This is a genomic window from Rhodococcus sp. SJ-3 (assembly GCF_051918125.1).
Lineage (GTDB): Bacteria > Actinomycetota > Actinomycetes > Mycobacteriales > Mycobacteriaceae > Rhodococcus.
This window is the reverse complement of the sequence record NZ_CM123306.1, coordinates 1,560,328-1,573,139: the sequence shown is the minus strand read 5'-3', so window position 1 is coordinate 1,573,139 and position 12,812 is coordinate 1,560,328. Positions and strand designations below refer to the sequence as shown.

The window sequence follows — 12,812 nt, the reverse complement described above, 5'->3', positions numbered from 1 at the left end:
TGGGATTCTTGCCACGCCGATCGAGGGCACCGGTGTGCTCCACACACCGGTGCGCCCCAATTCGAGCGAAACGTCGAGGTTCTGTCAGGCAGGAACCCCGATGGCCTTGGTCTCGAGGAATTCCTCGAATCCTTCGATACCGTGCTCACGACCGAGGCCGCTCTGGCGGTATCCTCCGAACGGCACGTCGTCGCTCATGAACGCGGCCCCGTTGACCGCGATCGTGCCGGTACGGATGCGACGAGCGACGTCGACAGCATGTGTGACATCGGCACCGAACACCGAACCTGACAGGCCGTACAGGGAGTTGTTGGCGATCTCGATCGCCTGCTCCTCGGTGTCGTATGGAATCGCAACGAGCACGGGACCGAAAATCTCTTCCTGCGCGATTCTGGCACCGGGATCCACATCGGCGATCAACATGGGGTTGACGAAGAAGCCGCGCTCGTGGCGATCGGAACGGCCGCCACCGAACACCACACGCCCCTCGGTGCGGCCGAGGTCCATGTACGACAGCACTCGCTCGAACTGGGACCGGTTGACTACAGGTCCGATCAACGTCGTCGGATCGGCCGGGTCACCGGGTACCAGGTGCTCCATGACCGCCTTGGCCAGCTGCAGGCCTTCCTTGTAGCGCGACCGTGGCAGCAACAGGCGGGTGGTCAGGGCACAACCCTGCCCCGCATGCGAGCACACCGAACCTACAATGTACGGAAGAGCCGCCTGCATGTCGGCGTCCGGCAACACGATTGCCGCAGACTTGCCACCGAGTTCGAGCAGGGTTCGCTTCACCGTCGGTGCGACTGCGGTCAGAATTCGTCGGCCTGTCGCTGTGGAACCAGTGAAGGTGACAACGTCGACTCGTGTGTCGGTGGTCAGGGCTTCACCGACAGCATGGTCGGCGGACGTGAGGATGTTGAGTACACCGGCGGGGATGTCGGTGTGTTCGACTGCGAGTTTGCCGATCATTGTCGCGGACCACGGTGTGTCCGGTGCGGGCTTGAGTACCACAGTGCAGCCCGCGGCGAGTGCCGGAGCAATCTTGGTCATGTTCAGGTAGAAAGGATAATTCCACGGGGTGATGGCCGCCACCACACCTGCGGATTCCTTCCGGACGATCGGGCGGGTCTCGGTCCCGAGGGCGGACCGCGCCGGGAACTGCCGCTCGTACTCGTACGTGGTAGCGAGGTCTGCTGCCCAGCGCAGAGCCGAGATGCCAGGACCGATCTGCATGTGGTCGTGCAGTGCAATCGGGGCTCCCGCTTCAGCGGTGACCACTGCGCCGAGGTCGTCGGCGTGCTTTTCCATCGCATCGGCGAGCTGGTGAAGGACGCGTCGGCGCAGTTGAGCGTCGGTCGACCAATTCGTCGAATCGAAGGCGCGGCGGGCGGCCCCGATCGCCGCGTCTGCGTCCTCGATTGCCGCGTTTGCGGTGACTCCGATGACCTCTTCTGTCGCGGGGTCGATGTTCTCGAATACTCGCCCCGAGATAGCGTCGACGAGATGCCCGTCGATCAACATCCGGGACTCGCGCAACACGAGATGCGGAATTCGCGAATGCGTTTCGGTGGTGTCTGCCACTGGGTGTCCTTTCATCGAGTGCGACGGTGCGGTCAGAGACCGAGGTTGAGGCCGGCGCCCGCGTCGATACGGATCTCCTGCCCGGTGAAGTAGCGGGATTCGTCAGATGCGAGGTACACGACAGCGCTCGAGATGTCGGACGGTTCGACCCACGGTGTGGGGATCGCCTGCATACTGGCGAAGCCCTCCTTGACGTCATCGAGAGTGGGGTTGTCCAGGTCGTCTCTGAACATCCGGTACATCGGCGCGCTGTGCAGCATATCGGTGTTGCAGTTCGTGGGGTGGATGGTGTTCGCTCGAATTCCCTTGGCGGCGAGTAGGTGGGCGACGCTTCGTATGTAATTGGGGATCATGCGTTTCGCCAGTCCGTATCCCATCCCGCCGGGCGTCGACAACCCCACGGGCATCAATGCGGCCAGCGAACCTGTTGCGATGATGGATCCACCGTCGCCGAGGTGCGGTATAGCAGCGTGAAGTGTATTGACGACCCCGAGAAAGTCGACGTCGAAGGCATCGATGAAGGCCTGAACCGGCAGCTCATCTCCAAGCGGACAGATTCCGGCGTTGGCGACCACAATGTCGAGTCGGCCGAGTTTCTCGACGGCAGAAGACAACTCCCGTTCGAGGCCGACACGGTCGCGCACATCGACTTTCGCAGAAACGATGCGGCGTCCCTCGGCTTCAACCAGCTCGACCGTATGTGCTAGGTCTTCCTCGGTGGCCAGTGCGTATTGGTTCGTCGAGATGTCGGCGCACAGGTCGAAAGCGATGATGTCGGCGCCTTCCTCGGCCAGGTGCACGGCGTGGCTGCGACCTTGGCCGCGCGCTGCTCCACTGACGAAGGCGACTTTGCCCTGAGTTCTGTTCAACTTCGTTCTTCCTATCGGTCATCCATGAAAGGTCGGCATAGGGATTCTCGAGGAGCTGTGCGTCTCCTGTTACTCGGATCGGTCGAGGCTGTGAAGGCGCGGGATGGCTCGGTTCGAACCTAGGTGATTCACATCACGATGGGAAGGGGGATTGCACCGTTCGGCATGGTATTAATTCACGCCGCACATGAATACCTTTCATACTTGCGTCGGTCGCGGGCTGTTAGCGTGGCGACTGGCGACGGGCTCCAACGGACTTCGAAAGGATCACTGTGATAATAGGATTCGTTGGAACGGGCCAGATGGGTGAACCGATGGTGATGCGATTGCTGGCAGCGGGGCACAGGGTGCGCGTATTCGTCCGCAGGGATGAGATCGCCGATCGACTGCGTGAGCAGGGTGCTGTGGTCGTGGCGTCGCTTGCGGATCTCGGCCGTGACTGCGACATCGTCATCTGTTGCACGTTCTCCGATACGCAACTGGCAGAGGTCGCATTGGGTCCGGGCGGTATTGCCGAGCATATGCAACCGGGTTCGGTCTTCGTTTCGCACACCACGGGACGGGTCGACACACTGATGCGGATTTCCGAATCCGGGCCGACTCGCGACGTGGCGGTCGTGGACGCTCCGGTCAGCGGCACGGCTGCCGAGATCGCAGAGGGGCAGCTGACGATCTTGCTCGGAGGTAGCGCCGAGGCTGTCGACCGGGTTGCTCCTGTTCTCGCCTGCTACGGTGAAAACCTGGTTCGTACTGGGAAATCCGGGTCTGCGCTGACGATCAAGATCGTCAACAACCTTCTCTTCGCCGCGAACCTTCAACTCGTTGCGGAAGCTGTCCGGCTGGGCGCGGTGATGGAGATAGAACCGGACGTGCTCCAGCGCGCGTTGACCTACTGCAGTGGATCGAGTCAGGCCGCGGAACGGGCGGTGTCGGCCGGCGGTGTAGAGGCGTTCGGGCAGATCGCAATGCCGTTCCTCCGCAAGGATGTGTCGGTATGCCTGGAATCGGCAGGCGCTCGGGGCGCGGACCTCGGTCTGCTCGGCGAGGTTGTGCGCGGCGGGTCTCTCGTTTTCACCTCAGCAGACGGCTCTTCGGATGCGGTGCATTCGGCTGCGACCTGATGGAGGAAACGCCGAAAACCACGGTCCGACGAGACGTCGGGCCGTGGTTTTCTATCTTGGTGTACTGGTCGGGTCTACTTGGGCTGGAACCGCAGTGCGCCGTCGATCCGGATGACTTCGCCGTTGAGGTAGTTGTTCTCGGCGATGTGCTGCACAAGCGCGGCGTACTCGGATGGGCTGCCCATGCGATTGGGGAACGGAACGGCCGATCCCCACTTCTGGTCGGCCTCTTCGCGTTCCATCTTGAACGCGGGCGTGAAGAACGTACCCGGTGCGATGGCCATGACGCGAACGCCCTGCTTGGTGAGATCGCGAGCAGCCGGAAGGGTCAATCCCACGACGCCGCCCTTTGCCGCGGAATACGCCGTCTGACCGATCTGGCCCTCGAATGCTGCGATGCTCGCGGTGTTGATGACGACACCCCGAGCGCCGTCCTCGTCTGCGGTGTTCTTGGCCATTGCGGCGGCTCCGAGTCGCAGGACGTTGAAGGTTCCGTTGAGGAAAAGGTTGACGTACCACTGAAATTGGTCAAACGAAGCGGGCTCGCCGTCGCGGCCGACGACGCGCGCCGCACCCGCGCTCCCGCCATGAGCGTTCACAACAATCTTGAGTGGTGCGAGTTCTTCGGCGACGGCGATGGCGGCGTTGACGCTGGCCTCATCGAGTACGTCGGTGGCGACATATCGGACCCGCTCGCCGAGTTCGGCCTCGATAGCCTTGCCCTTCTCGTCGTTGAGGTCGGCGATGACAACGGCGGTCCCGGCAGCAACGAGCTGACGCACTGTTGCCTCACCGAGACCACCGGCTCCACCGGTGACGAGCGCGGACGCAGTCGTGATGTCCATGGGTTTGGGCCTTCCTATCAGCTTGGTGCAGGCGATGTTTGAATCCTATGTCCAAAATGACATAAGCGTCAGAAATATTCAAGACCCCTTGTGTACTGCGCGCACCTGATGGGTACCTCGGGCGCAGCGAAATGCCCGTTGCGGTATCCGGGCCGGGCATGCCATGAAGGGCGGTGTGCTCAATGCGTGAGTTCGGTCAGTCCTCGACGGCGGTGAAGAACCCGCGCTGGATGGCGGTCAACGTGAGATCGATCGACTCGTCGAGAGTGAGCGGGGGTTCCATTTCCCGTGCTGCCTCGGGGAGGCGCACGACGATTGCACGCAGAATGAGGGCTGACAGTATGGGGTCGAACGGGTAATTACGAGGGTGGGGCGACAGTACTGTCAGCAACGACGCGTCCAAGGAAGCCTGTCCATGGGCGCCCAGTCCGTGCACAATCTTACTGTCGGCAGTTCGTTCGGTCCACGCGTCGATGGAGCCCGCGTAGTGCTCCATATACGCCACGAAGGCCTTCAGCCATTGACGTGATCCCGTATCGTCGGGGTCGGCGAAGTTGATCTTACGAAGATCCTGTGCCAGCTCGAGTGCGCAGTTCGCCGATTCGATGCACAGTGTTGTGAGTAGATCCTGCTTCTCGCTGAAGTACTTGTAAAATGTACCGCGAGCGAACCCGGCAGCATCGACGATATCGTCCACGCTCGTCCGATGGTATCCCTTCGCGCGGAACTGTTGCGCACCCGCTTCTACCAGGGCACGGACGGTGTTGGTCGCGCGTTTGGTGAGTTCATCAGTGCGATCGGCAAGGCTCAGCCCCTCGGTGGAAGGCCGGTCCGGCAGGGTGATGACGCCTGTGCCTACGGTACGCAACTTCAGGCTGTGCAGCACAGACGCGGGAGTTTCGGGAAACAGGAACAACTGGAGAAATACCGACAGGGCGTCCACGATCGATTGCGTCTCGCGGCCGTATACCCGGTCTGTGTGGATGAAGAGGTTGACGCGGTGCACCAGCGCTGTCATCGTCATGGCCGCAAGTCGAGGTTCGATTCCCGCGAGCTTCGACTCTTCGAGCCGCCTCGAAACCCGCTCGTTGTAGTTCGCGACGAAGCGGTTGATCTCGGGCTTTACCGTCGACTCCGATGTGGCGACCACGGCCCACTGTACGAACATCGTCGAGTATTTCTCGAACACCCAACTCCACTCGCCCAACCACCAGTTCAGGTTGTCGAACCCGACCTCGGTCGGCCCCAGCGGACCGATGCGCCGAGCGACACGAAACAGGGCGCGCCCACACTCGTCTAGTAGTTCGAGGAAGATCTCGTCTTTTCCCGGAAAGTACTGATAGAGCGTGGCGCGGGACATATCTGCGGCCTTCGCGATGGCGTCCACCGACGTACCGAAGAAGCCGTGCTCTGCGAACAGCTCCAGAGAGACTTCGATGATTCGCCGACGCGTGGATGCGCCCCGTGTGCCTACTTCGGGGCTCGACGGGCCATAACTTGCGCGACGGTAGATCGGATTTTCTGACATCAGTGCACAGCCTAGGTGATCGGTGTCGTTTGCCGCGAGGGCTTGGCGCGATTGTGGTCAGTATCCTACTGGTCGGTAAGAACCAGGAAGTCTGCCGTCCCGCTGATCGCGACGCCACCGGTCTGCCGCGTGCACGTGAGTGAGACAGTAACGAGCCGCCCTCCGTCCACATCCGCTGTGGCGGTGACCTCGCCGGTACAGGAGAGGACATCGTCCGGCCACACCTGCTCGCGAAAGCGAACTCCGAACCTGCGTACGTTCTCGGCGCCGAGCCAATCGGTCGCGAAGGTCGCAAGTAGAGCCGATTGATGCATCCCCTGCGAGAACACGGATGGGTTGCCGGCAGCGCGGGCCATGTTGTCGTCGTAGTGCATCGGGTTCAGATCGCCCGATGCTCCGGAGTATCGGACGAACATTTGTCTCGTGAGAGGGCCGAACGTGCGGGGCTCGGCGGTGGTACCTACCTCGAGTTCGGTGGTGGGCGCGCTCATTTTGTTGCCTCCTTGGCTGCGGTCTCGATGAAGGTCCCGCGTGATTCCGCTACCAGTTCGCCTGCCGAGTTGTGGAACTCGGTCACGACGACGGCGAAGCGCATCTGTCCCCCTTTCTTGCCGGGTTTTTCGAACCGCTCGACCAGTCGCTCTCGGGCCAGAAGACGGTCACCTACTTTCGGAAGACCGCGATGGAAAACGAACTCCTGTTCACCGTGAAGGAGTCGCTTGCGGTCGAAACCGACGTTCACCCGGGCACCAGGAGGCGCCCACTGGTTTGCACTGATCAAGAACGTGGGCGGGATTATCGCGTCATCCCCCTGGAAGGCAGGGTTGTCGGACTGCATCGCGGCTGCGAACTCGCGGATCTTTCCGCGCTCGACGAAGACTTCCCATTCTTTGCCTGTCGTGCCCACCTGTGACGGCTCGGCGATGGGTGTGGTCATGCTGATTTCTCCTTCATGAAGTGAACTCGTCGAGATAGTGTCTGACAAGTGCCACCGCGCTCTCCGGGTAGCTGCGTGCGGTCTTCTCGTCGAGGCCGCCCTCGACGAGAAGGAGGGCGAGTCGGTTGGTGATCAGACTGAGGACGAACGCTGCGAGAATTGTGTAGTAGCGCAAGTCGGCGTCGATGTGGCCGCCGAGTTCCTGGTAGCGACGCACGATGGCATCGTCGTCGGGTACGCCGTCCATACGGGTGAACCCGAGGGATTCGCACAGAAATCGCTCGAACATCAGCCACCACCCGAGATCGATCTCCGCGGGTCCCGTGCTTGCGGTCTCCCAGTCGAACAGGGCGGCAACGCCCAGATCTTCGGCGAAGGACATATTGCCGACTCGTGCATCGCCCCACACAACCGTTTCCGCATCGGTATCGGGAACGGACGACGACAGCACGGTCCACGCCTCGGCCAGTACGTCTTCGCCGACGACGAGTTCGGAGCGCCGCACTTCGTACCAATCGCGTAGACGGGCCAGATACTGCTGCAGCGCAGTGACGTTCGGCTGCTGCGCAGGGTCACGTAGGACCGCGAGAGTCTGTTCGTCGTCCACAGCATGGACCGCAACAAGGGCGCGCAGTGCGTTGTCGTACATCTGTCGACGTTGGTCTGTGTCGAGCTCGACGGTCCAGCCTCTCTTGTGCCAGCTGGGTATGTCGGATGGTACCCGGCCGTGGACACGGGTCATCAAGTAGAAGGGCGCCCCGAGTATCGACGGATCCGCCTCGGTGAGCACGATGGAGGGAGTTACGACACCTGGGTGGCCACCGAGCGCCTGCATGATCGCGGCCTGTCGCAAAGCGTCGGGTTCTGTGAACAGCTGATGGTCGGCCGACTGCATGCGCAGGACGAGTTCACGGGATTCCCGTGTGCCCTCGGCAGTGGTCCAGCTTGCGGTGAACAATACTGTCTGCCCGGAGAATCCGGCATCCGGGGCGTCGAGATGGTGGATGGCGAAGTCGCTGTGCGCGCCTGGAGCGAGCCTGCCGGGCAACCACTGTCGCAAGGTCTCGCCGAGGTGCTCCTCGTGGTGAAGCTGGGTTGCGGCGCGTGCCATCGGCTACCTTCTCTCGCTATACGGAGGCCGGGGTCTCCGCGTGTTTGAAGGAATCGGATTCCTATTTGTGACCAATACTGTCAGAATACGGGTATGAGTGATCAAAAATCCAGTCCATCCGACGCCGTGCGAGACTGCGGGTCGGTGGTCCCGTTGGGGGCGTACGCGCTGCCGGGTCGCGTCCCGGATCCGAAGCCAGGTATCGAGCAGGCGGTCGAGGCCGAGCGCCTCGGATTGAACACTCTCTGGCTGAGCGAGCGATGGGGCACCAAAGATTTCGGCGTTCTGGCAGGGGCATTCGGTCAGGTCACTTCCCGGGTCAACATCGCGGCAGGCGTGACCCACTTCCAGTCCCGCCACCCTGCGATGCTGGCATCGATGGCGATGACAGCTCAGGCGCTCACGGACGGTCGGATCGTTCTCGGTGTCGGACGATCCGTCGACGCAATGTGGGATGCGGTGGGGCTGCCACGGGCCACCAACCAGTCGATCGTTGACTCCGCCGACATCTTCCGCCGCCTCTGCCGCGGCGAGAAGGTCAAATACGACGGTCCTGCTGGTTGGTTCCCATCCCTGCGGCTCAACGATGTTCCCGATGTGCCGGTACCTCCATTGGTCTTTGCCGCCCTCGGCCCGAAGGGGCTTACTCTGGCAGGGAAGCACTTCGACGGTGTTCTACTCCATCCCTTCCTGACCCCAGAGGCGGTGCGCCGCTCGGCCGCGACCGTTCGTGCCGCTGCAAGCGAAGCTGGACGAAACCCGGCAGATGTGCGGATCTATGTGACCGTCGTGGTGGCCTCCGGCCTCGAACCGGAAGAAGAGGCTGCGGTCGTCGGCGGGCGAGCAGTGACCTACTATCAGATACCCGGTTTCGGGGAGCAGCTTGCGCGGGTCAACGAGTGGGATCCCGCGGCACTCGACGTGCTGCGGAGCCACCCGCATCTCGTCGGCCTCAAAGGTGCAGCCGACTCGGTCCGTACCCGCGACCAGCTTGTCGAGGCGTCGTCTGCACTGCCGCCCGAGTGGATCACCGGGGCGGCCGCGCTCGGATCTCCGGCAGCGTGTCATGAGACATTCGCTCGCTATCGTGAGGCAGGCGCCGACGAGTTGGTCCTGCACGGCAGTACGCCCGATCAGCTGGGCTCCGTCGTCGACGGGTTGGCGATGGCAAATAAGTGACGTGGCTGCCAGAAAATTGGATCACTGTGGCATCCGGATCGGTCCGGGCTGGATGGCCAGGCGTGATCCAGTATCCAGGAGGCCAGTCGGCGCGTTTCATTCCGAAAGCAGTGTGTCCGCTCGCTGCTGAACAGCGGTGCTGGTGCGAAGCGGACGGTTCGGTAGAAGCACGGTAGCCACGAAAGCAACGGCCGCCAGCGGAACACACCAGAGGAACAGGTCTCCGATGACGTCGGCATACAGGGTCTGAACTGCTTGGCGGACGGGCTCGGACAGTTCTGCGACATCGGGCACCGTATCCCGACCGGAACCGGCGGTCCCCGAAGTCGCGGACACACGAGTGGCGATCACGGCGCCGAGAACACCGACCGCGAGCGTCCCGGCGAGTTGGCGGAAGAATGCAGGCAATGCGGTGGCAGCACCGAGCTTCTCCGGAGGAGCGCTGTTCTGCGCAAGAATCTGCATATTCGACATCAGTATGCCGACGGCGATACCGACGCCGGCAAGATATCCACCGACCAATACGAGTGGCGTGGTACTCGTGAGGGTGGCGAGCCCGACGGTGGCCGACAGTAGGAATGCTGCCCCCACGATGACCCACGGCTTCCAGCGCCCGGTACGACTGATCACCTGACCTAGCACAGTGGAAGCAATGAAAGTCGACGCCGACATGGCCAAAATCATGCTGCCGGACGCCGAGGGACTCATGCCGCGTGCAATCTGAAAATACTGGCTCATGAAAGCCGGAACTGACAACATCGTCACTCCGAGCGAGACGCTCGTGATCACGACCCGCGAAATCGTCGGATCGGTGAAGAGTCCGAGCGGTATGAGCGGTTCGGCGACCTTGCGCTCGACGACGATCGTTGCAATCGCACACCCGAGCGAGGTCGTCACCATCGCCACGGATTGCCATGACCACCACGGAAACATGTCACCGGCGACGGATACCCAGGCCATGGCCAGACCCGCGCTCGCGGTGACAAGAACGAATCCGGCCCAGTCGATCCGCGTGGACCCGCGGGGGGAAGGTAAATCGAGCGTTCGATGTAGAAGAATCACCGATGCGACGGCGAACGGTATCCCGAGATAGAAGTTCCACCGCCAGCCCAAGCCGTCGGTGATCAAGCCACCCAGGACAGGCCCGCCCATAGTGCCGACGCCGATGACTCCGCCGACAATCCCCGCATACTTTCCGCGTTCCCGCGGACTGACCAGATCGGCGAGCAGCACGGTGCCCACCGAGATGAGTCCGCCTGCGCCGACCCCTTGTACTGCACGGAATCCGATCAGGGCTTCAGCAGTGGGAGAAAGCCCAGCACACAGTGAGGCCGCGGTGAACAATCCGATCGCGGCAAACATCAGCCGGGTATGCGAGAACAAATCGCACAGCTTGCCCCAGATCGCCAAGCTCACGGTGGTGGTGAGCAGATTCGCTGTGATGACCCAGGTGTAGGCGGTCTGCCCTGCGCCGAGCTCGTTCATCATCACGGGAAGCGATGTGAGGATTGTCGTGGAGGCTAGTGCGGAGAGAACGAGGCCGAGCAACGTCCCCACCATCGCGGTCAACATGCGTCGCCGAGGCATCTCAGTGGAATCGACGCTGTCGGGCCGGGCGGCAGAAGGCTCCTGTCGGATGCTCATGGCTGCCTTTCGGGGCATGGCGATGTGGTTGAGGGCCCCCGCGTATAGCGCGGGGGCCCTCAACCACGGTCACCGAAGTCGGGAGATCAGAGAACTGCTCCGCTGATCTTGTACTCGAGGATCTCCTCCATCGTCAAACCGAGTTCCTGCAGAACCTCATCGGTATGCTCACCATGGTCCGGCGCTCGCCGGACGTCGCCCGGCCGCTCGTTGAACTGCACCGGTGCAGACACCAGCTTGAAAGCAGTGCCGGCGGAGTCGTCGAGATCGGCAATATACGAGTTCGCTTCGACCTGGGGATCGGTGACCACTTCGCGCGGGCGCTGAACCGGTGCCCACACTCCGTTGATGTCCTTGAGCGCAATCTTCCATTCTTCGAGAGTCTTCTTTGCGAAGCCGGAGCCGATTGCAGCCACGCATTCGACGTTGTTCTCGGCGCGTTTGGCGTGACTGTCGAAACGCGGATCCGTGATCAGCTCGGGGCTCTCGAGCACAGTCATCAGTTCGGGCCAGAATCGATCCGATTCGAGCATCACGATGCTGATGTGGCGTCCATCCTTGGTCCCGTACGTGTTGACCAAGGGGTTCGCTGCCTGGTCGGGCGTCTTCTTTGGGTACCCATCCAGGTTGAACGCGTGCGCACCGGCGATCGTCGGACCCATTGCCCAGGCACCGAGCGCCAGCAACGAGCTGTCGACGACCGTTGCCTCGCCGGTTCGCTCGCGGTGGAACAATGCGGATGAGATCGCGCCCGCGATAGTGAGCCCGCCGAGCACGTCTCCGAAGGCGGGGCCGGGCATGTTGACTGGATATCCTAGTGACTCGGGGCTGACGTTGTCGGCCGCGCCGCTGCGTGACCAGAACGAGGACATGTCGTAGCCCCCACGCTCGGCTTCGGGGCCGGCCTGTCCGGCTGCCGAGCCGCGGACATAGATGATCTTGTCATTGTGGGCTCGGACATCCTCGACATCGATGCCGAGTTTCTTGCGCGCGGAGGGACGGAAGTTCGTGAGGAAGACGTCCGCTGTTTCCACAAGTTTCATGAGCAGTTCGCGTCCTTCCTGGGATTTGAGATCCAGTGCGACACTGCGCTTACCACGATTCGGAAGCTCGAACATGTGATTGACCGCGCCTGCGGGAATCAGGCCGGAAGTCACCAGGCCGCGCTGTGGATCGCCCGACTCGGGGTGCTCGATCTTGAGAACGTCGGCACCCCATTCGGTGAGGATGGCGCCAGCCACCGGGACGTACGTCCAAGCGGCCACCTCGACGACTCTGATTCCACTCATCACACCGACCACGACGTGGGTCCTTTCTGGGGTTCGACTGTCATGGTGCGGGCGCGGGTGCGGGATCGATTGATCCGGCCGGCGTTCCTTCACCATGAAAAAGAAGAGGGGCTCTGAAATCTGACTCAGTGTACATAAAATTATTGCAGGTGTGTGGTGGCTATCACAAGCCCCCTTGGCGCCTGCCGTTGCAGCTCTCCGTGGGAGCTTCAGTAGGTCACCCCCGGCGGCGCGGGAGATTTCCGCCCGCAAGCCTCACGTTCCCTTCGGTGTTTACCGAACATCACTGTCAGAGTGATCCGTGATCTTCTGCTCGATGCAGCCCTCGGGCCGTGCCTTGTGCGGAACTGCAGCGCTTCCCGCAATTGGTGAGGTGCCTGCCTTGGCGAAGGCTTCCTGTCGACTCGGCATGGGAAGGCGCAAAGCAGTGAGCGGATCGCACTTTATGCAGGTTGAGATGCTTGAGCGGCGATATCCGAAGTGGTCGGTCGTGTCGCGCATTCCATCGAAGGACGCTACGTTTCGTCCGGATGGTCCGGTTGGTGCGCGTCTGGATTCGCTGTGCGCGCCATGCCTCGGGGCTGGCCGGTTCGGATATTGGGTATTTCGTGACACCACCATCAGATGTTAGTGTTCCGGCAAGCGTGACCCGTATCACTGCTTGCGGCGGCGCGGAACGAAACTTTCAGGCGAGCCGATCGCACCGTG

General features: G+C 62.1%; 11 protein-coding genes. 2 read left to right on the top strand and 9 right to left on the bottom strand.

Annotated features, from left to right (window positions below):
* Window positions 1-84: 84 nt before the first annotated feature.
* Window positions 85-1,521, bottom strand: coding sequence for an aldehyde dehydrogenase family protein (locus ACTDXD_RS07015; protein WP_440127561.1), 1,437 nt, complete (start codon window positions 1,519-1,521; stop codon window positions 85-87).
* Between the two features lie 92 nt (window positions 1,522-1,613).
* Window positions 1,614-2,450 (bottom strand): mycofactocin-coupled SDR family oxidoreductase, encoded by an 837-nt coding sequence (locus tag ACTDXD_RS07010; protein WP_440126366.1) that lies wholly within the window; start codon window positions 2,448-2,450, stop codon window positions 1,614-1,616.
* A gap of 272 nt (window positions 2,451-2,722) precedes the next feature.
* On the opposite strand from ACTDXD_RS07010, the gene ACTDXD_RS07005 reads away from it, so the two are divergent.
* Window positions 2,723-3,571, top strand: coding sequence for an NAD(P)-dependent oxidoreductase (locus ACTDXD_RS07005; RefSeq protein ID WP_440126365.1), 849 nt, complete (start codon window positions 2,723-2,725; stop codon window positions 3,569-3,571).
* Window positions 3,572-3,645: 74 nt separating this feature from the next.
* Here ACTDXD_RS07005 and ACTDXD_RS07000 read toward each other — a convergent pair whose 3' ends face one another.
* From ACTDXD_RS07000 to ACTDXD_RS06980, 5 genes are all read right to left on the bottom strand, one after another.
* Window positions 3,646-4,416, bottom strand: coding sequence for an SDR family NAD(P)-dependent oxidoreductase (locus tag ACTDXD_RS07000; protein WP_440126364.1), 771 nt, complete (start codon window positions 4,414-4,416; stop codon window positions 3,646-3,648).
* 196 nt (window positions 4,417-4,612) lie between these two features.
* Window positions 4,613-5,944: a TetR/AcrR family transcriptional regulator gene (locus ACTDXD_RS06995; RefSeq protein WP_440126363.1), complete on the bottom strand. Its 1,332-nt coding sequence runs from the start codon at window positions 5,942-5,944 to the stop codon at window positions 4,613-4,615.
* Between the two features lie 65 nt (window positions 5,945-6,009).
* Entirely contained in the window at window positions 6,010-6,435 is a 426-nt protein-coding gene (locus tag ACTDXD_RS06990; RefSeq protein WP_132472067.1) for a MaoC/PaaZ C-terminal domain-containing protein, read from the bottom strand.
* A complete protein-coding gene (locus ACTDXD_RS06985) occupies window positions 6,432-6,881 on the bottom strand; it encodes an FAS1-like dehydratase domain-containing protein (protein WP_440126362.1) in 450 nt (149 codons plus the stop codon). The genes ACTDXD_RS06990 and ACTDXD_RS06985 overlap by 4 nt, the downstream gene beginning before the upstream one ends.
* A gap of 13 nt (window positions 6,882-6,894) precedes the next feature.
* Entirely contained in the window at window positions 6,895-7,992 is a 1,098-nt protein-coding gene (locus ACTDXD_RS06980; protein ID WP_440126361.1) for a phosphotransferase family protein, read from the bottom strand.
* Window positions 7,993-8,085: 93 nt separating this feature from the next.
* Here ACTDXD_RS06980 and ACTDXD_RS06975 point away from each other — a divergent pair, with 93 nt between their 5' ends.
* The gene (locus ACTDXD_RS06975) at window positions 8,086-9,171 is read left to right on the top strand and encodes a TIGR03857 family LLM class F420-dependent oxidoreductase (protein ID WP_440126360.1); all 1,086 of its coding nucleotides are present in this window, start codon (window positions 8,086-8,088) and stop codon (window positions 9,169-9,171) included.
* 96 nt (window positions 9,172-9,267) lie between these two features.
* Here ACTDXD_RS06975 and ACTDXD_RS06970 read toward each other — a convergent pair whose 3' ends face one another.
* Together ACTDXD_RS06970 and ACTDXD_RS06965 are read right to left on the bottom strand one after the other, a co-directional pair.
* Window positions 9,268-10,815, bottom strand: a complete 1,548-nt coding sequence (locus ACTDXD_RS06970) for an MFS transporter (RefSeq protein WP_241997150.1) — start codon at window positions 10,813-10,815, stop codon at window positions 9,268-9,270.
* A gap of 86 nt (window positions 10,816-10,901) precedes the next feature.
* On the bottom strand, window positions 10,902-12,104 hold the full coding sequence (locus ACTDXD_RS06965) for a CaiB/BaiF CoA transferase family protein (RefSeq protein ID WP_132472071.1): 1,203 nt from the start codon (window positions 12,102-12,104) through the stop codon (window positions 10,902-10,904).
* Between the last annotated feature and the right edge of the window lie 708 nt (window positions 12,105-12,812).